At 73.9% G+C, this 18686-nt stretch carries 16 protein-coding genes; 9 read left to right on the top strand and 7 right to left on the bottom strand.

The features are described 5' to 3' along the window. Positions 1–242: 242 nt before the first annotated feature. From CGL27_RS06760 to CGL27_RS06745, 4 genes are all read right to left on the bottom strand, one after another. Positions 243–1397 carry a hypothetical protein gene (locus CGL27_RS06760; protein WP_119985260.1) on the bottom strand — a complete coding sequence of 385 codons (1155 nt, stop codon included), beginning with the start codon at positions 1395–1397 and terminating at the stop codon, positions 243–245. Between the two features lie 495 nt (positions 1398–1892). Then, positions 1893–2648, bottom strand: coding sequence for an alpha/beta fold hydrolase (locus tag CGL27_RS06755; protein ID WP_078638951.1), 756 nt, complete (start codon positions 2646–2648; stop codon positions 1893–1895). A 161-nt stretch (positions 2649–2809) separates the two neighbouring features. After that, positions 2810–3661 carry an alpha-L-glutamate ligase gene (locus CGL27_RS06750; protein WP_119985258.1) on the bottom strand — a complete coding sequence of 284 codons (852 nt, stop codon included), beginning with the start codon at positions 3659–3661 and terminating at the stop codon, positions 2810–2812. Between the two features lie 52 nt (positions 3662–3713). Next, positions 3714–4616 carry a hypothetical protein gene (locus CGL27_RS06745; RefSeq protein ID WP_078638949.1) on the bottom strand — a complete coding sequence of 301 codons (903 nt, stop codon included), beginning with the start codon at positions 4614–4616 and terminating at the stop codon, positions 3714–3716. Positions 4617–4782: 166 nt separating this feature from the next. Here CGL27_RS06745 and CGL27_RS06740 point away from each other — a divergent pair, with 166 nt between their 5' ends. Together CGL27_RS06740 and CGL27_RS06735 are read left to right on the top strand one after the other, a co-directional pair. Then, positions 4783–5919 carry a PfkB family carbohydrate kinase gene (locus CGL27_RS06740; RefSeq protein WP_119985256.1) on the top strand — a complete coding sequence of 379 codons (1137 nt, stop codon included), beginning with the start codon at positions 4783–4785 and terminating at the stop codon, positions 5917–5919. Further along, positions 5916–6839, top strand: a complete 924-nt coding sequence (locus tag CGL27_RS06735; RefSeq protein WP_119985254.1) for a pseudouridine-5'-phosphate glycosidase — start codon at positions 5916–5918, stop codon at positions 6837–6839. Before CGL27_RS06740 ends, CGL27_RS06735 begins: the two co-directional genes overlap by 4 nt. A gap of 74 nt (positions 6840–6913) precedes the next feature. Here the strand turns inward: CGL27_RS06735 and CGL27_RS06730 are convergent, their stop codons facing one another. Further along, positions 6914–7573 carry a PhzF family phenazine biosynthesis protein gene (locus CGL27_RS06730; protein ID WP_078638946.1) on the bottom strand — a complete coding sequence of 220 codons (660 nt, stop codon included), beginning with the start codon at positions 7571–7573 and terminating at the stop codon, positions 6914–6916. Between the two features lie 53 nt (positions 7574–7626). Here CGL27_RS06730 and CGL27_RS06725 point away from each other — a divergent pair, with 53 nt between their 5' ends. The 3 genes from CGL27_RS06725 (at position 7627) to CGL27_RS06715 (ending at position 9140) form a co-directional block, all read left to right on the top strand. Then, positions 7627–7953 (top strand): MmcQ/YjbR family DNA-binding protein, encoded by a 327-nt coding sequence (locus CGL27_RS06725; protein ID WP_059144654.1) that lies wholly within the window; start codon positions 7627–7629, stop codon positions 7951–7953. Positions 7954–8108: 155 nt separating this feature from the next. Next, entirely contained in the window at positions 8109–8681 is a 573-nt protein-coding gene (locus CGL27_RS06720) for a hypothetical protein (RefSeq protein WP_119985252.1), read from the top strand. 111 nt (positions 8682–8792) lie between these two features. After that, positions 8793–9140: a hypothetical protein gene (locus CGL27_RS06715; protein ID WP_119985250.1), complete on the top strand. Its 348-nt coding sequence runs from the start codon at positions 8793–8795 to the stop codon at positions 9138–9140. 44 nt (positions 9141–9184) lie between these two features. Here CGL27_RS06715 and CGL27_RS06710 read toward each other — a convergent pair whose 3' ends face one another. Continuing rightward, entirely contained in the window at positions 9185–11599 is a 2415-nt protein-coding gene (locus tag CGL27_RS06710) for a tetratricopeptide repeat protein (RefSeq protein ID WP_240450379.1), read from the bottom strand. Positions 11600–11672: 73 nt separating this feature from the next. On the opposite strand from CGL27_RS06710, the gene CGL27_RS06705 reads away from it, so the two are divergent. The 4 genes from CGL27_RS06705 to CGL27_RS06690 all read left to right on the top strand — a co-directional run bounded on the left by CGL27_RS06705 (position 11673) and on the right by CGL27_RS06690 (position 17440). After that, on the top strand, positions 11673–12218 hold the full coding sequence (locus CGL27_RS06705) for a GNAT family N-acetyltransferase (RefSeq protein ID WP_119985248.1): 546 nt from the start codon (positions 11673–11675) through the stop codon (positions 12216–12218). Between the two features lie 71 nt (positions 12219–12289). Further along, complete coding sequence (locus CGL27_RS06700; RefSeq protein ID WP_119985246.1) at positions 12290–13861, top strand: ABC transporter substrate-binding protein; 1572 nt, start codon at positions 12290–12292, stop codon at positions 13859–13861. Further along, positions 13858–15906, top strand: a complete 2049-nt coding sequence (locus CGL27_RS06695) for an ABC transporter permease subunit (protein WP_240450378.1) — start codon at positions 13858–13860, stop codon at positions 15904–15906. The genes CGL27_RS06700 and CGL27_RS06695 overlap by 4 nt, the downstream gene beginning before the upstream one ends. A 73-nt stretch (positions 15907–15979) precedes the next feature. Further along, positions 15980–17440 carry an aldehyde dehydrogenase family protein gene (locus CGL27_RS06690; protein ID WP_119985244.1) on the top strand — a complete coding sequence of 487 codons (1461 nt, stop codon included), beginning with the start codon at positions 15980–15982 and terminating at the stop codon, positions 17438–17440. Between the two features lie 105 nt (positions 17441–17545). Here the strand turns inward: CGL27_RS06690 and CGL27_RS06685 are convergent, their stop codons facing one another. Next, a complete protein-coding gene (locus tag CGL27_RS06685) occupies positions 17546–18628 on the bottom strand; it encodes an FAD-dependent oxidoreductase (protein WP_078638940.1) in 1083 nt (360 codons plus the stop codon). Positions 18629–18686: the final 58 nt, after the last annotated feature.

Raw genomic sequence — 18686 nt, 5'->3', positions numbered from 1 at the left:
AAGGTCCGCCGGACCGGGCCCGGGCGCTGGCCTGCTGTTCACCAACCGGCGCCGCGCCGCGCCCGAGGCAGCCGCCATCAAACTGGTGAGCCGGGTCGTCGCCGCCGACCGGCCCCACGAGGAGGCCCTGCGGGCGGCGGGGTTACTGCGGGACGGGTCCACCGCGGCCCTTGCGCGCGCCCGCCGGCTCGTCGCCGCGGCCTGGCCGAATGGCCCCGCCCATCGTGCCCGCCCCGGGCGGGCTATCCCGCGGCGGCCGGCCGCGGCGGGAGCTCGAAGCGCAGCAGGGCCCCGGTCAGATGGGTGCGCAGCTCCGTCTCCGGCTCGATATGGCGGATCTCGCCCCCGTCGTCGATGACGGTTTCGGCCAGCGCATCGATGATGTCGGGGACCTCGCGCAGCGGATCGCCGCACAGCGGACAGCTCTCGCCCGAGCGCGCGAGAAGCCCGTCCCGGTCACAGACGACCCCGGGGGCGGCGGCCTCCTCGTCCGCCGCCAGTGTGCCGACCGCGGCCAGCGACGCCGCCCACAGCGTCTCGTCCAGCCCCACGGCACTCGGCGGCCGCCCGGCCGCCTTCGCCTCCAGGATGTCGCCCACGAGCTGCCGTTGTTCCTGGTGGGCGTGGTCGGAGACGATCTTCTGCACCCGGTTCCTGATGTCCGCGGGGCTCGCGGTCTCACGGTCGACGGTGAAGTCGCCGATCAGCCGCTCCCGCAGGTCACGCGGGAGGAACTGAAGGAAGTGCGGCACCTCGTAGGAGTGCCCGCCGACCACGAGCACATCGAAGGCCCGCCTCCCGAACAGCTGCTTGAGCTCGCCGATGAGCTTCCGGAAGTGGCGTTTGCTCAGCTCATCGGCCTTGTTGCGGACCCTGTCCTCGGCGAGCCCCGCAGCGTAGTCGGGCTTGCGCAGCGTACGGTCGCGGATTGCCTCCAGCTGCCGGGCCTGGTCGAGGTAGTGCTCCCAGATCTGGCCGGTGCCCCGGTCCACGATGACGGCGCAGGCGCGGTCGTACTCATCCAGCACGGCCAGCATGGGGCGGACGTACGGATCGGAGTCCACCACGATGCGCTCGCGGGTGGGGCGTGGCAGCCACACCTCCTCGTACACATCCTTGCCGCTGCAGGCGAAGACGGCGACGGCGCCGGGCTGGTGCGGCTCGAAGGCCAGCGACTTCTCCAGCTTCACGATGTCCTCGCGGAGCGAGAGCCGCGCGGCATGATCGAGCGAGCTGTCCAGTGAGAGCGGCCGGATGCCGTCCAGCAGACTGGCCACCCGGGTCATGAATGTGCTGCGGCCGGGCTGCTCGGGCAGCACGGGGACGTAGAGGGACACACACGGAAGACCGTTCCCGTTCAACCGCAGGACCCGGTCGACCTGCTCTTGCGTGATCATGGCCGCTCCTCGCCGCGACGGTGTGCCTCACTGCGCCTCATTCCAGGTAACGCGGTGGTCGCGGGAGAGGCAAACGCAACCCGGGGATCGACTCGCGACCGAGTTCAGGTTGGGGCTACGCTCAAGGGAATGGGACACGGTGTGACCGCGATTCCCTGCGAGGCTTCCCGTCCGAATTGAACTGAACTCGCATCGGTCCCTGGTTGACGACACCATGCTCGGCACGATGGAGCGGCCGATCGAGGACAACACCGCCGCCGTCGCCGGTACGGACGGCGCGGGAGAACCTCCGCCGGGCCGTGGAGGCGCATATCCGCTGCCACGCCCGGCATCGGCTGGAGGTGTTCGACGGCAACCGCGAGGATCGGCAGCCTGGAAGAGCCCGGCCAGGAGCGGGGCCGCGCCGCCGTGGCAGCTACGAGCGCGGGTTCCGCGAACCACCTACGGCGGCGCGTCGGCGGGGCGGCCACCCCGTGACCCTGGCCAGGCGGGCGCTCAGGACTGCGCGGTCAGCACCTTCCGGATGGACGCGATGACCCGCGGGGCCTCGTCGTTGAGGTAGAAGTGGCCGCCGGGGTAGACCTGGAGGTCGAAGCCACCGGTGGTGTGCTCGCCCCAGGCGCGGGCCTCCTCGACGCTCGCCTTGGGGTCGTCGTCCCCCACATGCGCGTGGATCGGCGTCGCCAGCCGCGGGCCGGAGGTGTAGCGGTAGGTCTCGGCCGCCTTGTAGTCGCTGCGGATGGCGGGCAGCACCATCCGCAGGATCTCGTCGTCGCCCAGGAGCTGGGTGTCGGTCCCGGCGAGCGCCTTCACCTCGGTGATCAGCCCGTCGTCGTCGCGGAGGTGGACGGACTCGTCACGGTGGCAGGAGGGGGCGCGCCGCCCCGAGGCGAACAGCGCCACCGGCACCACGCCCTTCTGCTCCAGACGCAGGGCGACCTCGAAGGCGAGGGTGGCGCCCATGCTGTGGCCGAAAAGCGCCACCGGCTTGTCCGTGAAGGGCAGCAGCTCCGGCACCAGCGCGTCGGCCAGCTCGGGGATATTGTCTATGCACTTCTCGTTGCGCCGGTCCTGGCGCCCCGGGTACTGCACGGCGAGCACATCGACCGTGGGCGAGAGCGCCTTGGAGACCGGGAAGTAGTAGGAGGCGGACCCGCCGGCGTGGGGCAGGCAGATGAGTCGCGTCGCCGCGGCCGGCGCGGGGTGGAACTGCCTGATCCACAGGCTTGTGCCGGTGGGGTTTGCGGTCACGTGATGTCCTTTCGCGCCGTTCGTTCTACGGCGGCTGTCGTGTGGCTGTCGCGCGCGTGCCTCGGGTCGCGCGGAGACCAGTAGACCACCCTGCCGGACCGGTCCTACCTGCGACCACCCCTATTTCGGACCGGAGTCCCCTAGTATTTCCCTCGTGTCGGTCATGTGCGGGGCGCGGTGAGTCCGCCCCGTTCGGCGGTCCGCAGTGCCAGGGCCGCCAGCGCCTCGGGGGCACCGGCCTGACCGCGGATGCCCGGGAAGGCGTTGATGTCCACGATCAGCGGGGCGCCGCGGCCCGCGTCGATCAGATCCACGCCGTAGACGTCCAGCGAGAACACCGGACCGACGCGGCGCACCGGATCCAGCCAGCCGGGTGGCAGCGCGTCCAGGGCGAGCGGCAGGCTCGGACCGCGGCCGCCGGCCGCCAGCTCCGACCGGCGCAGCGCGGCGAACACCCGGCCCGCGATCACCCACAGCTTGTGGTCCCAGCCGTCGTTCGGGGTGAAGTCCTGCACCACCACGGGCTCATCCGCCCAGTCGGCGCTCAGGGCGCGCAGCCGTGCGGTGTCGTCGACACGGGCCACCAGATCATGGCGGCGGCTGTGGCGGCTCTTGACGACGACGGGGCGAGGCAGCCGCTCCGCCGTCAGCCCGGCGAGTGAGGCCACGGTACGGGTGGGGGCGAACGGCAGACCGGCGCGGAGCGCCAGTTCGGCCATCGCCGTCCGGTCCTGGCACAGCGCGGTGGCCGCGGCGGAGTTCACCACCGGGGCGCCGCGCCGCTCCAGGGACCGGGCGAGCGCCAGCGCACGCGGCGTCCGGGCCTTCAGCAGATACACATCGGCGAGCTTCCCGGGGTCGGCCGGGTCTTCCCCGGGGGAGACCCGGGCCCGCGCCCCGGCCCCGCGGCCGCCAGGGTCGAGCGCCACCACCTCATGGCGGGGCGTCAGCAACTCCGCCGTGTCGGCGAGGAGTTGATGACCGGGGTCGGCGGTGATCAGACCGATCCTCATCGGCCGCCGCTCACCGTCGCGCTCATGACCGGCCTGTGGCCACGGCCCGCGGTCATATCCGGCCCGTGGCCACGGCCGGGAGCGGCTCCGGAGCCGGCACCGGCTCGGTGAGGGCACCGACGAGCGCCGCCCCGGACCGGGCGCCGCCCCTGCGCGCCAACTCCAGCACCGCACGCCCCACCCGGGCCGCCGCGTCCGGCACCTCCTTGAAGCTGGGGAAGTCGTTCACATCGACGACCACCGGCCCGTCCGGGCCCAGCAGCACGTCCACCCCGTACAGATCGAGGCCGTAGACCGCACCCACCTCGGCGGCGATGGCCGCCACTTCGGCGGACAGCCGCACCCGACGGCCGCGTGCGCCCCCGTCGGGGCTGAGTGGTGAGCTCCGCTCGGTCGCGTGCAACTCCCCGTCCACGCAGTACACCTTGAGGTCGATGCCCGAATTCGGCACGTAGGGCTGGGCGATGAGCATGCCCTCCGCGGCCAGTTCGGCGCGCAGCGCCCGCAGCCGGTCCGGCGTCGGCACCAGCCGTACGGCCCGCCCGGAGCTGCCGTCCGCGGGCTTGACCACCAGCGGGAACTCGGCCTCCGGTATCTCCTCCAGCGCCTCGGGCCGGGCCGCCGCGTAGGTGGGCGGCAACGGCAGCCCCCGGCCGCGCCCGATGGCGGCCGCCAGCGCCTTGTCCCGTACGCCGCGGATGGCGCGGGCGTCGTTGACGGTGGTCAGCCCGACCGCCGACGCGGCCTCCAGCAGCGTCAGCCCGGGGCCCCCGGACACCGTCTTGAGCACCCAGGCGTCATGGCTGCCCGCCCGCACCGCATCGGACATCCGCAGCAGGGAAGTGCCCGGCCGGACCACGTCCACCTGGTGGCCCCAGGCGGAGAGCTGACGGATCACCTCACGGGGCATCCCGTCATGGCGATAGCGCTCCTCCACCAGAAAGCAGAGTCTCATCGGCCTTCTTCCTCGTCACCGGACAGGTTCCCGGGCCGCTGCCGAGAGTGTCCGGCGCGCCATGGCTTCCCAGGATGTCATCCGTCGTTCTTTTACGATCTCCTGGGCCAACCCATGAGTGTCGGTGGCCTGTTTATCAAGCTAAGGGTCCTTTACTCTGCTGAGCATGATGCTGACGCGCAGGGAACGGGAGATTCTCGCGCTGCTGCGGCGGGACCCGCTGGCCGGGGCCCAGTCCATCGCCGACGCCCTCGGGACCACCCGGGCCGCGGTCAACGTCCATCTCTCCAACCTGGGCAAGAAGGGCGCCATCCTGGGACGCGGCTACATCCTGCGCCAGGAGCACGCGGTGGTGGTCATCGGCGGGGCCAACGTGGACATCAAGGTGCGCAGCCTCGCACCCGTCGCGTACCGCACCAGCAATCCGGGCCGGTCCCACACCGGCCCCGGCGGGGTGGCCCGCAACGTCGCCGAGAACCTCGCCCGGCTGGGCACCCCCACCCATCTCATCTCCGCGGTGGGTCAGGACGCGGCGGGGGAGCGGCTGTTGACCGAGACCCAGGCCGCGGGCGTGCGCATCGACCATGTGCACCGCGGCCCGCACCCCACCGGCACCTATACGGCGGTGCTGGACGCCGACGGCGATCTGGTCGTGGCCATCGCCGACATGGCCGCCACCGACGCGCTCAGCCCCGAGCATCTGCACGCCGCGCGTGAGCTCATCGGCCACGCCGGTCTGCTGGTGCTGGACGGGAACCTCTCCCCACGAGTGCTCTCGTACGTCCTGGACATCGCCGCCGCCACCGGCGTCCAGACGCTGATCGACCCGGTGAGCGTCCCCAAGGCGGCGCTGCTCGCCCCGCTGTTCGCCACCGGGCGGCCGGTCTTCGCCGTCACGCCGAACGTGGCGGAGTTGGGCGCGCTCACCGGCCGGGACCTCGACGGGGACGCCGACGCGGAGGATCCGGAACTGCTCGGGGCCGTGGCCGTCCTCCACGAGCGCGGCGTGCGGCATGTGTGGGTGCGGCTCGGTGCGCGCGGCTCCCTGCTGAGCACCCTCGACGAGGGCCGGGTGCCGCTGGAGGCGCCACCGGCCGAGGTGCACGACGTCACCGGGGCCGGCGACGCGATGCTCGGCGCGTTCGCCCACGCCCTGCTCGGTGGCGCCGACCCGGTCGACGCCGCCCGCTACGGCCACGCCGCCGCCGCGCTGACCGTGGCCACCCCCGCCACCGTACGACCCGACCTGACCTCGCGTCTGATCGAGGACGCGCTCAACGCACCGCCGCGGAGGACCACATGACCACGCCCCACCCCCGGCTGACCCTCACCGAGGAGGTCGCGGAGGCCCTGCGCGACGGCCGTCCCGTGGTCGCGCTGGAGTCCACGATCATCAGCCACGGCATGCCGTATCCGCAGAACGTCGAGATGGCCACCGAGGTCGAGGAGATCATCCGCGCCGAGGGGGCGGTCCCCGCCACCATCGCCGTCCTCCACGGCACGCCACGTGCCGGTCTGGACCGGGCCGCTCTCGAACTGCTCGCCACCAGCCCCGACGTCGGCAAGGTCAGCGTGCGCGATCTCGCCCATGTCATCGCGCGCGGCGGCCACGGCGCCACCACCGTGGCGTCCACGATGCGGCTCGCCGCGCTCGCCGGGATCCGGGTCTTCGTCACCGGTGGCATCGGCGGCGTGCACCGGGGAGCGGAGCACTCCTTCGACATCAGCGCGGATCTCACCGAACTCGCCACCACCCCGGTGGCCGTCATCAGCGCCGGGGTCAAGAGCATCCTCGACATCGGACTGACCCTGGAGAAGCTGGAGACCCTGGGCGTTCCGGTGCTCACCTACGGCACCGACGACTTCCCCGCCTTCTACTCGCGGGTGAGCGGCTTCCGCTCTCCGCTGCGCGTCGACTCGTCCGAGGAGATCGCCGCCACCATGCGCGCCCAGTGGGAGCTGGGTATGACGGCGGGGCTGAGCATCGCCAATCCGGTGCCCGAGGCCGAGGAGATCCCCGCCGAGCGGATCGACGGCATCATCGAGCAGGCCCTCGCCGAGATGGCGGAGGCGGGAATCGGCGGCAAGGACGCGACCCCGTATCTGCTGGGCCGGATCGTCGAGTTGACCAAGGGGGAGAGCCTGCGGACCAATATCGCCCTCGTCAAGAACAACGCGCGCCTCGGGGCGCGGATCGCGATCCACTACGCCCGTACGGACTGACCACGACGGCCCGGACTTCCGCCGGGCCGTCGTGGTCAGGACGGCCGCCGGGCCGGCACGTCTCCGCGAGGGGCCTACAGCGAGCGGACCTCGGCGAGCTCGACCCGGCCACCGATCTCGATGGAGCCGTCCGGCAGGGGGCCGGTCAGGATCTGCGACCCCACGCCCTGGGTGATGTTGAGGGCACGGCCCAGCTCGCCCGAGAGAATCAGGGCGGCGGCGCCGGTGGCCTCGTCCTCGACGATCCCGTCACCGCGGCGGGGAAACGCGCGCGCCCGCACCCGGCCCGCCGCCTCGTCCTGCCACGCCCAGGCGTAGAGCCAGCCTTCGCCCTCGGGAGGGGTGGGCAGCGCCTCGACCTCCTCCGGGGAGGCGTACCGCTGGGTGCGCCGCCCGGCCGCCCACGCGGGCCGGCCGGTGATCCAGGTGAACTCGCCGTCCTGGCGCGTGGGGACCTCACCGGCGGGCGGCAGCAGCTCGGGCAGGTCCAGCAGCCAGGCGGTGCCCACCAGCGGATGGCCCGCGAAGGGCAGCCGGACGCTCGGGGTGTAGATGTCGACGACGCCGCGCTCCGGGTCGTCCACGAACACGGTCTCGCTGAACCCCAGCCGGGCGGCGACCCGCTGCCGCTCCGCCTCGCCGACCACGGCGGCGCCGTCCCGCACCACGCCGAGTTCATTGCCACCGCGGCCGTAGGGCCCGCAGAACACCTTGAGCACGTCCAGATCCGTCACCTGGGCATTCAAGCACGGGCACGCTTGTCGGTGGGGTGTTCTACGGTCGGGCCATGACCACCTCCGACGATGTCCGTGCCGTCGCCCTGTCGCTGCCGGAGACCACAGAGAAGATCGCCTGGTCGATGCCCACCTTCCGGGTCGCCGGGAAGATGTTCGCCACCTTGCCCGAGGACGAGACCTCGATGGCCGTCAGATGTCCCAAGGAGGAGCGGAAGGAGTTGGTGCTGGCGGAGCCGGAGAAGTTCTGGGTCGCCGCCCATGAGGCGAGTTCGGCCTGGGTGCGGGTGCGGCTCGCCGCGCTGGAGGACGTCGATGAGCTGCGGGACATCCTGCTGGACTCCTGGCGGCAGGCCGCACCGGCCACGCTGCTCGAATGATCACACCACGGCGGCCGGTGATTCCTCGAAATGCGGCGATATGTGTGTTCGAGGAGATAACCGACACGGGTGAAAGTATAGACTTTTCCCGGTAATCGGAGTGTCGTCTTCCGCTGTGCGGGGTTCCCTGGAGGGGGATCGGCGAGGGAGGCCGCATGGTGCACGGCCGCGACACGAACCGCCCCGCGGTGTGCGGCGGCCCGTGCACGGCCGCCGTCCTTCTGCTGCTGGCGGTCACGCTGCTGCATGCCGTGCTGGCACTGGGGGTCGTCCGCGACTCGCCGTCCACCGGGCCGGACCAGTGCGCGGCCGGGCCTCCGAGCCCGGCCACGGCCCTGGTCCCGGCCACGTCCACGCCCGGTGACGCCGGTGCCCCCGCCCCCGCCCCGGCCCTGGGCCTCGCCGCGTCCGCCCCCGTGGGTGCTCCCGTCGTCCCAGCGCCTGTTCCGGTGGCGCCGGAGACCGAGGACGAGCGCTCCCCCGCTTCGGCGTCGGCCAAGCTCTTCGCCCGGGACGGTGCCGGGCATCCGGCGCGGCATGCCGGGCGGGTGGTCCACGGCGCCTCGTTCGGCGCCCATCGATCCCTCTCGACGTCCCTCGGCCCCCTCGTGCTCGTCGCGGTCCGCGGTCGCCCCGCCGACCCCGCGCCGGGCGTCGCCCCGTTCGCCGCCGGTGGCGGCATCCCGGCCGATCGGCTCTCCTCACGGTCCGTCGTCCTGCGCTGCTGACCGGGCCCGGGCACGTCCGTCATCCCGATTCCGCGGCTGCCGCGCGGATCCCGGATGCGGTGTGCCCTGCCCGCTCAGCCATCGGACGTCCGAGACCGCAGGAGTATCCGCATGCCCATCGATGTCTATGCCGCCATGCGCGCGATGATGCGCGCAGAAGCCACCCGGCGCCCCGTCACCCCGCAGGCCCTGACCACCGATCCGTCGCCGCCCCCGGCCGATCCGGCCGCTCCCGATCCGGTGGACGCCACCGCTCAGGACGTGTCCGTAGCCGAGGCCGTACCGGCTCCGGCGTCCGCACCGGCCCCGTCGGCCGTACCGGCTCCATCGGCCACAGCGCGCCCGGTCCGCCGGTCCCGCCCGGCCCGGTATCTGTCGCGCTGCCGTGCCGTGCTGCGCGCAGTACGCCACGCCGTGTCGTCCTGCATCACCCGGGGCGTGTCACGACAGGGCCGGTGACCGGCCGCGGAGGGAGAGGAGCCGGAAGCGCGGGTGCCGGGAGGTCACACCGGTCCGTCGTTCCGTCCGCCCTCCGGTGAATCCCCGCCGAGCAGCAAACGCTCGCGCTGCGCCACGGCCCAGGCGTAGCCGGGATTCAGTTCCACCGCCCGGTCCAGGTCCGCCAGCGCCTCCGCGCGTCTGCCCAGGGCCTCGTTGGCCATCGCGCGGCTCCCCAGGGCCCAGGCGTAGCCCGGGTCGAGGGCCAGCGCCCGGTCGTACGCCGCGATGGCCTCCTCGTAGCGGCCCGCGAAGCGGTGGACATCGCCGCGCTCGCCCAGCGTTCCCGGGACGCCCGGCTCCAGCGCCTCCGCCCGGTCCAGGTCCTCCAGCGCGCCCGCCGCGTCCCCCAGGGTGCTGCGGACACGGGCCCGCCGGACCAGCGCCCAGGTGTAGTCGCCGTGCCGCTCGATGGCCCGGTCGAAGTCCGCCAGGGCCTCCTGGATCCGGCCGAGCGCCATCATGGTCTGGCCGCGGCTGCCCAGGGCCACATGGTCCGCCGGATCGGCCTCGACCACCGGGTCGAGCAGGGCCAGCGCCTCCTCGTACCGGCCCGCCCGGCGGCAGGTCTCCCCGCGCTCCCGCTGAACCCAGGTCGAGCCCGGCTCCAGCGCCTCCACGCCGTCCAGCGCGTCCATCGCCGCGGTGAAGTCCCCGGTCGCCCGGTGGACCACGGCACGCCCGAAGTGCGCGCGTACGTTCCCGGGGTCCAGCTCGATCGCCCGGCGGAAGTCCTCCAGCGCCGCGTCGTACTCCTCGACCGACCGGCGGTGCCACCCCCGTACGACGAGTGCCGCGACCCGGTCGGCGGCGTCCAGCCCGGCCCGTGCCAGCAGCAGCCCCAGCGCCTCGATACCGCGCCGCCGTTCGTCCGCCAGCGCCTCCACCAGGCGCCGCCCCCAGGTGCGCACCGCGTCCGAGTCGGCGTCCTCGCCCGCCTCGACCAGGGTGGACGCCCAGCGCCGGGCCACCGCCGGACCCGCGTCGCAGGCGTCGATCCCGTCCCGCAGCGCCCCGGGCAGCGCCGCCGGCGGCCGTGCGCACAGCAGGTGGTACCACTCCTCCAGACGCGGTCCGCTCCAGGCGTCCAGCCGCCACCCGTCGCGCGCGTCGAGCCCCCCGGCGGCCGACTCCCGCCACCCGGCGAAGGTCTCCGCCAGCCGGGTGTGCGCCGCGCTCCACCGCTGCGGTGAGGTGCTCCACTGAAGCCGCAGCATCGGGGCGCGGACCACATCGTGGTAGCGGGCCGCCCCGTTACGGTCGCCGATGAAGGGCAGCGACCGCAGCCAGCCGAACAGCTCGGCGCCGTCCTCGTCCGCCGCCGCCCTGAACACGTCCTCGTTCAGCCGCCGGGGCAGCGCGCCCGCCAGGGCGGCGGAGCGGCGCACCGGATCGCGCTCCCACTTCAGGAACCGGTCGACGGCGGTGGCGCTGGGATCGTCCAGGTCGCCGCTGGTTCCGGGATTCTCGGCGAGGGTGGACACCAGCACCGGCAGCCGGCCGGAGAGCCGCAGCACCTCCCGCACCACCGGCTCATCGGTGATCCCCTTGGCGGTGAGCAGTTGCCGGGCCTCCGCGTCGGTGAACGGCTCCAGCGGCAACTCCGCGACCACATCGGCCAGGTCGCCCCAGCAGCCGGGGTCCGGGCGGGTCTGCCCGGCCAGCACCAGCACGGTGTTGGCGGGGAGGGTGCCAAGGCGTTCGCTGGTCAGCAGGGTGCGCAGCCAGGGGTCGAGCAGCGGGCCGAGGCGCTCGTAGGTGTCGAAGAGCAGCACCAGCCACGGCACCGCCGCTGCCGCCTCCGACAACTCCCTGACCAGCAGCGGGGTCAGCGTCTCCACCGGGTCCAGCACGAGCTGGACGTCCTTGTGGTCGCGGAACCGCGAGCTGAGTGCCGCGCGCAGCCGGTCGGTGCCCTCGGCGATCGGCACCGGGTCGACGGCGCCCGCCAGTGCCCCGACCCCCGGCACCAGGCCGAGGCCGGTGAGCCCGGCTCGCGCGGCGACCATGCTGCCGGTGCTGGGCCCGGTCCGCTCGCCCTCCACCGGTACCGACTCCGCCTCATGGCGGCGCTGCCGATACGTGGCGAGCCGCCGGTCGAACGCCGTGAACTCCCGCCCCTGGCGGGCGAATTGCTCGCTGATCGCGGCCATCGCCTCGGGGACGGAGCCCGCCGCCTCGTCGACGCGGGCGGTGAGCGCGCCGTACTCCTGGCGGGCGGTCTGTTCCAGCCGGCGCGTCAGCCAGGTCTTGCCCACGCCCGCGTGGCCGTGCACATGGAAGACGAAGCGATGCCGCCCGTCCTCCGGCGGCAGCCCGAAGTTGTCCCGGAACGCGTCCAGTTCCCGGTGCCGCCCCACGAATCCGGCGTTCCTGCGCCGCTGGATCAGCTCCTGCATCGACGGCCGTCCCCGCCCCATCGGCCCCCTCCTCCGGTCCCGGACCAGTCTGCCAGTACGATCAGCGCGTAGGCTTATTGCGTACGATGCGCAGGTGCCCAGCTATCGCATCAGAACCGCGACCCCCGATGACCTCGACGCCGTCCGCAGCGTGATGCTCGACACCGTCTATCGCGACTTCGGAACCGGCTATGTGCCTCGTTGGCACGCCGACGTCATCGATCCCGCCGCCGCGTATCTGGACGGTGCGCGCCACACGCTGCTGGTGGCGGTGGACGAGAGCGACGGGGCGGTCGTGGCGACCGCCGCGCTCGACTCCCGGGGCCCGGCCCATCCGCCCAACCCGTCGTGGCTGGCCGCGCGGTACCCGTCGGGGGAGACCGCCCAGTTGCGCCGGGTCTATGTGCGATCCGAACATCGGCGCAATGGGCTGGCCCGGCGGCTGGTGCATGCGCTGCTGGACTTCGCCGTGGCGGACGGCGGCTATCGCGCGGTCTATCTGCACACCGATCCGGGGGTGGCGGGCGCCGAGCCGTTCTGGCGGTCCCTGGGGAAGGTCGTCTGCGATGAGCGGGAGGCGCCCGGGGGCGGCCAGGGCATCGTCCACTTCGAGGTCCCCATGGGGCCGGGGATGCCATGAGTTGATGGAAATGATTATCATCTAGCATTGGTGTTTCGCCGTCCCCGCGCAGCCCCTGGAGAACCACGCCCATGCACTCTGTCCGCCGCCGGTGGGCCGCCGCGCTGCTGCTCGTCCCGCTGCTCGCCGGATGTTTCGCGGCCCGTGACGGTTCGCCGTACGACGCCGGGGCCGGTGCGGGCGGCGGACGCCTCCGGGTCGCGATGGCCTTCCCGCCCGCCGAGCGCTTCTCCCCGTACGGCGCCGACGCCACCCTGCTCAGCCGGCTCGGGGTCACCGAGGGGCTGACCCGGCTGGACGGCAACGGCGGCGCGGTGCCCGCCCTCGCCGAGTCCTGGACCCGGGAGAGCGGCGGCGGCTGGGTGTTCACCCTGCGCGAGGCGCGGTTCCAGGACGGCACCGAGGTCACCCCGGAGGCGGTGGCGGGCGCCCTCACCCATGCCACCCACGCCGATCCCGGGCCCGCCGCGCTCACCGGGGTCACGCTCACCGCCGAGGCGGTGGGGGAGCGGCGGGTCCGGGTCACCACCGCCACCGCCGACTCCGCTCTGCCGCTCCGACTGTCCAGCCCTAGCCTGGCCGTCCTCGCGCCCAAGGCGTATCGCACGAAGGCCGGTACGAGGACGGCCGGTACGGATAAGTCCGGTTCGGCGAAGGCGCGTTCGGAAGCGGCGGACGGGAAAGCGGCCGTCGATCCGGCCGGCACCGCAACCGGTCCCTTCACCCTGGCCAGGACGGGCGGCGCCACCCGCGCCACCCTCCACCGTTTCGACGACTACTGGGGCGGCCTCGCCCACGCCTCCGGTCTCGATGTCCGCTTCATAGCCGACGGCACGGCCCGCACCAACGCGCTGCGCAGCGGCGAGGTGGACATGGCCGAGGCGGTCCCGGTATCCCAGGCGGCCACCCTCGACCAGCCGACCGTCCGCGAGGTGCCCACCGCCCGCACCACCGCCCTCTTCCTCAACACCCGCTCCGGCCCCTTCGCCGACCCCGCCGTCCGCGCCGCAGCCCGCGAGGCCGTCGACGCCTCCGCCCTCGCTGAGGACGTGTACGAGGGGCATGCCGACACCGGCCGCGGCCTGTTCGGCCCGGCCCTCACCTGGGCCGCGGGTGAGCGCCCCCGGCCGTCCGGCCGCCCCGCCGCCAAGCGCGCCGGGAACACCGCGCTCACCCTCGCCACCTACGACAACCGGCCCGAGCTGCCCGAGGTCGCCCAGGTGCTGCAACAGCAGCTACGCGAGGCCGGGTTCAGTGTGCAGCTGGAGGTGCGGGAGTACTCCCGGCTCGAAGGCGACGCCCTGGCCGGGAAGTTCGACGCCGTGGTGGCCGCCCGTAACACCATGCTCGACACCGGCGACCCGGTCTCCTATCTCGCCGACGACTTCACCTGCGACGGCGGCTACAACCTGGCCCGGGTGTGCGACAAGGCCGTGGACCGCGCGGTCGCCGAGGCCGGGTCCCGCGCCGAGGGGGCCGCGCGTCATCGCGCCGCCCTGGCCGCGCAGACCGCCGTGCTGCGCACGGACGGGGTCGTCCCGCTGGTCCATCAGCGGATCATCCACGGCGTCGGCGCCTCGGTGCGGGGTGTGATCCTCGATCCGTACGAGCGCACGCTCGTCGGCACCGGTACGCGGCGTTGAGCGGCGCGCGGACCAGGGCGCGGTCCACCGGGCCGAGCGCGGGCGGGCGGTCCACCGGACTGGGCGCCGGGCGGTCCACCGGGCCGAGCACGGCGCGGTTCACCCGCCTGAGCGCCGGGCGGTCCACCGGCCTGAGTGCGCTGTGGCGCCTCGCGCTCGCGGGGGCGCTGCTGTGCGGCATCGGGCTGCTGCCCTGGCTGTCCCGCACCGACCCCGCCCGCACCGTCCTCAAGGCGCGCGAGGCCGACCGCGAGCCCAGCCCCGAGCTCCTGGAGTCCCTGCGCTCCCAACTCGGCCTCGACGCCGGGCCGTTGACGCTGCTCGGCCGGTGGCTCGCCGGACTGCCGCACGGTGACGCGGGCCGGTCCTGGATCTCGGGGACGGCCGTGGCCCCCTCGGTCGCCGAGGCGCTCGGCGTCTCGCTGCTGCTCATGGGCGGGGCGCTGGTGGTCGCGGCGGTCACCGCGGGCGCGGTGTGCGGGCGCACGCTGTGGCTCGGGCCCAGGGTCCTTCTGACGGATCTGCGTGGGCGAAGGAGCGGCGTCCGGTGCGTGCTCTCGGCGTGCCGCGCGGAGGCCCTCGTAGCGGAGCTACTTGGGTTTTCGCGCGGTGCGGCGAGAAGGCATGCCGGGCGTCGCGACGCCGCGGAGATCCGCCAGAAGGGCCCTGGGCGGCGGGCAGCCCGGCGCGGGGCCGGTGCGGGAAGTGGTGGCGCGCTGTTCGCCGCGCTGCCCGAGTTCCTGCTGGCGTCCGTGCTGGCCGCCGTGGTCGGGGTGCGGCTCGGCTGGCTGCCCGCGGTCGGCTGGTACGGGCCTCGGTGGATGGTGCTGCCCTCGCTCGCCCTCGGCCTGCCCGCGGGCGCCCTGCTGGGCCGGGTCCTGGACGACGCCCTGCCCGGCGCGTTCGCCGAGCCCTGGGCCCGGGCCGCCGCCGCGCGCGGGCTGCCCGCCGGGCGGATCGCTCGCCACGCGCTGCGGCGTGCCGTGCCCGGAGTGCTGCCGAACATCGGGCTGTTCGTGGTCGGGCTCACCGGCGGGGCGGTCGCCGTCGAGCAGGTCTTCGACATCCCCGGGCTCGGCCGGCTCACCCTGCAGGCGGCCATCGCCCAGGACCTGCCGATGCTTCAGGCGGGCACCCTCGTCCTCGTCCTGCTCGCGGCCGCAGCCGGAGGTCTCGCGGGGCTCGCGTCCCGGCTGTTGCTCGGGCCCGCGCTGCGCGACGGGGCGCTGCCCTCGCTCCACCGGCCGTCCGCGCCGTCCGCCCGCTCCGTTCCGCTGCTCTACGGCGCGCTCCTGCTCGCCGTCGTGGCGCTCGGTGCCCTCCGGGACCCCCTCGCGGTGGACACCTCCGCCCGGCTCACCTCCCCGTCCTGGGCGCATCCGTTCGGCACCGACGCGCTGGGCCGCGATCTGCTGGCCCGGGTGGGGCACGGCGCGCTGTCCACGCTCGCGCTCGCGGTGGCGGTGAGCGCCGCCGCGCTGGTGGCGGGGGTGCTGCTCGGCCTGGTGCCCCGGCTGTCCGGCGGACTCGTCGAGATCGTGAACGCGGTGCCGCCCGTGCTCGCCGGGCTCCTGGTCGCCGGAGCGGCCGGCCGTGGCCCGTACACCCCCGCGCTCGCCGTGGCCGCCGTCGCCTGGGCACCGCTGGCCGCGCACACCTCCGCCCTGCTGCGGCAGCAGCGCGCCGCCACGCATCTCGCCGCCACCCGCGCACTGGGCGCCTCCCGACGCCATCTGCTGCGCCGCCACGTCCTGCCCGCGGTCCTGCCCCCGGTCGTCCGGCACGCCCTGCTGCGCCTGCCCGCCGTGGCGCTCGCCCTGGCCTCGCTGGGCTTCCTCGGGCTGGGCGCGCAGCCGCCGTCCCCGGAGTGGGGGCGGCTGCTGGCCGAGAACCACCCCTACGCCGAGCGCGCCCCGTGGACGGTCCTCGCCCCCGCCGCGGCACTGGCCCTCCTGGGCGTCCTGGCGGTGACGGCGTCCGGCGGGGTGCGGTGGCCCCGCCGCCGCCTCCGCATTGACGACGGCCCGGGGCGCGGCGGAGACTGACGTCCGCCATGGTGAACTGAAGTTCATTCCGCGAACACGCCCTTGGGGCGAGGGACCGCAAAGGACATCCGACATGACCCTTCACCGCGACCTGTTGATCGATGGCAAGGACACCCCGGCCACCTCGGGGCGCACCGCCGAGGACCTCAACCCCTACACCGGTGAGGTGTTCGCCACCGTCGCGGCGGCGGGGGCCGAGGACGTGGCGCGGGCGGTGGCCGCCGCCGACGCCGCCTTCCCGGCCTGGGCCGAGCTGGCCCCGTTCGAGCGCCGTAGGATCTTCCTGACCGCGGCGGACCTGCTGGAGTCGCGCGCCGACCGGGCCGCGGAGATCATGGCCCAGGAGACCGGGGGCACCGCGCCCTGGGCGCACTTCAACGTGGGCCTGGCCGCGGCCATCCTCCGCGAGGCCGCCGCCGCGATCACCGCCCCGCGCGGTGAAGTGCTCAGCGCCCAGGAGGCGGGCGCGCTCGGCCTCGCCGTCCGCGAACCGGCCGGTGTCGTCGCGGCCTTCGCCCCCTGGAACGCGCCGGTCATCCTCGGTGTCCGCGCCGTCGCGGCGCCCCTGGCGGCAGGCAATACGGTCGTACTGAAGCCCAGCGAGGACGCCCCGCTCGCCTGCGGGCTCTTCGTCGCCGATGTGCTGCGCGACGCCGGGCTGCCCGACGGGGTGCTCAACGTGGTCACCAACGCCCGAGAGGACGCCGCCGAGGTGGCCGAGGCGCTCATCACCGATCCCCGCGTACGGATCGTCAACTTCACCGGCTCCACCGGAGTCGGCAGGACCATCGGCTCACTGGCCGCGCAGCACCTCAAGCCGGCGGTGCTGGAGCTGGGTGGCAAGAACGCCATCATCGTCCTGGACGACGCCGATGTGGACCACGCGGTGGACGCCGCCACCTTCGGCGTGTTCATGAACTCCGGTCAGATCTGCATGTCGGGCGACCGGATACTCGTCCACGAGAGCCTCGCCGAGGAGTTCACCGCGAAATTCGCCGCCAAGGTGGCCGCCCTGCCGTGCGGCGACCCGGCCGACCCGTCCACCGTGGTCGGCCCGCTGGTCGCGACCACCTCGGCGCGCCGGGTGGCGGCCCTGGTGAAGGACGCGGTGGACAAGGGCGCCACGGTGCTCACCGGCGGTGGCGAACCGGACGGCGCGGTCCACCCGGCGACGGTGCTCAGTGGTGTCACCCCGGACATGGACATCCACCACGCCGAGGCGTTCGGGCCGGTCTGCGTGGTCGCCACCTTCGCCGACGACGATCGGGCCGTGGCCCTGGCCAACGCCACCGACCACGGCCTGACCTGCGGCATCATCACCGAGAACGGGACCCATGGGCTCAAGGTCGCCCGCCGTATCCGGACCGGCATCGTGCACATCAACGATCAGTCGGTGGCGGACGAGCCACAGGCCCCGTTCGGTGGCATCAAGCACTCGGGCTACGGGCGGTTCGGTGGCCGCTGGGGCATCGAGGCGTTCAGCGACACCCGGTGGATCACCCTCGCCACCCAGCACGCGCACTACCCCTTCTAGCGGCTGGGCGGCCCCTCGGCCCATTCCGGGGATTCAGCCCGTCCCCGGGATTCAGCCCGTCCCCGGGATTCAACTCATCCCGGGGACTCAACTCAGCCCAGGGATTCAGCTCATCCCGGGGATGCGGGGCACGGCTCCGGGGCGGCGCGCCGCCAGCCGCAGCATGCTGACCGTGGAGCGCACGACCCGCTCCTTGGCGCGTGCGGCCAGGCCACCGCGCAGCACCCGCTCGCGCGGGGAGTCGTCCGCCCGCACCATCTGGATCAGCCCGTCCCGGCGGCCCAGGCTCACGCACTGCACCACAAACCGGAAGCGCAGCGGCTCCGGCTGCCGCCCCCGCGTCTCGGCGATGATCGAGGAGGCGGCATGCGAACCGGCCGGGAGCGCGGTGGCACAGGCCATGCGCAGGGCACCGGCGGCCGGGGTGGTCATGGCCGCCGAGTCGCCCACCGCGTAGATCTCCGGATGGGACACCGAGCGCAGGGCGCCGTCGACGCTGATGCCGCCGGTGGGGTCAAGGCTGATCCCGGCGGCCTCGGCCAGGGCGGTGTTCGCGGTCATCGCGGTGGCCCAGACCACCGCGTCGGTGTCGATGTCCTCGGGGCCCGCCACCCGGCGGCCCTCCTCGATCCGGACACCGAGCCCGGTGAGCGTCGCCCGGACATGGGCGCGGCCCTTCGCCGACAGCCCCGTGCCGACCTCGTCGCCCGTGATCAGCCGGACCTTCCAGGTGTGCTGGGACTCGGCGATCTCGGCCGCGAGCTCGATGCCGGTGAGTCCCCCGCCGACCACCGTCAGCTCACCCGGGCCGTCCAGCAGCCTCTTGTGCAGTTCAGCCGCCGTCTCCGGGGTGTAGGCCCGCTCACCGGGGTCGGGGGTGCGGCTGCCGAGCGCGTACACCAGCCGGTCGTACGGAAACCGTCGGCCGTCGTCGGTGGTGACCTGCCGGGCGGCCGGGTCGATCCGGGTGGCGCGGGCGGCCACGTGGACGATGCCGGCCCGCCGCGTCAGCGCGTCGAGCGGATGCGTGATGTCGGGCCGTCCGGCGGCCCGCTCGTGCAGCCGGACGCGTTCGGTGAAAGCGGTGCTCGGATCGACCAGGGTGACGCGGGTGTGCGGGGCCAGCCGCAGAGCGGCCATCAGCCCCGCATAGCCCGCGCCGAGTACTAGGACCTGCTGCTTCTCCATACCGGCGGCCTCCTTCTCGGGTGGTGTTCACGAGGAGGACGACATAGCGGCTCCAGAT

Origin of the sequence: Streptomyces sp. 11-1-2, assembly GCF_003595545.1 — a bacterium.
Classification (GTDB): Bacteria; Actinomycetota; Actinomycetes; order Streptomycetales; family Streptomycetaceae; genus Streptomyces; species Streptomyces hygroscopicus_B.
This window is presented reverse-complemented; position numbering and strand designations above follow the sequence as displayed.

Coding starts and splice junctions, on each gene's coding strand:
- CGL27_RS06745 (WP_078638949.1), bottom strand. CDS start 4,616: ATGAGACTCTGCTTTCTGGTGGAGGAGCGCTATCGCCATGACGGGATG.
- CGL27_RS06685 (WP_078638940.1), bottom strand. CDS start 18,628: ATGGAGAAGCAGCAGGTCCTAGTACTCGGCGCGGGCTATGCGGGGCTG.
- CGL27_RS06700 (WP_119985246.1), top strand. CDS start 12,290: ATGCACTCTGTCCGCCGCCGGTGGGCCGCCGCGCTGCTGCTCGTCCCG.
- CGL27_RS06750 (WP_119985258.1), bottom strand. CDS start 3,661: ATGAGGATCGGTCTGATCACCGCCGACCCCGGTCATCAACTCCTCGCC.
- CGL27_RS06690 (WP_119985244.1), top strand. CDS start 15,980: ATGACCCTTCACCGCGACCTGTTGATCGATGGCAAGGACACCCCGGCC.
- CGL27_RS06725 (WP_059144654.1), top strand. CDS start 7,627: ATGACCACCTCCGACGATGTCCGTGCCGTCGCCCTGTCGCTGCCGGAG.
- CGL27_RS06715 (WP_119985250.1), top strand. CDS start 8,793: ATGCCCATCGATGTCTATGCCGCCATGCGCGCGATGATGCGCGCAGAA.
- CGL27_RS06760 (WP_119985260.1), bottom strand. CDS start 1,397: ATGATCACGCAAGAGCAGGTCGACCGGGTCCTGCGGTTGAACGGGAAC.
- CGL27_RS06720 (WP_119985252.1), top strand. CDS start 8,109: ATGGTGCACGGCCGCGACACGAACCGCCCCGCGGTGTGCGGCGGCCCG.
- CGL27_RS06740 (WP_119985256.1), top strand. CDS start 4,783: ATGATGCTGACGCGCAGGGAACGGGAGATTCTCGCGCTGCTGCGGCGG.
- CGL27_RS06710 (WP_240450379.1), bottom strand. CDS start 11,599: ATGGGGCGGGGACGGCCGTCGATGCAGGAGCTGATCCAGCGGCGCAGG.
- CGL27_RS06735 (WP_119985254.1), top strand. CDS start 5,916: ATGACCACGCCCCACCCCCGGCTGACCCTCACCGAGGAGGTCGCGGAG.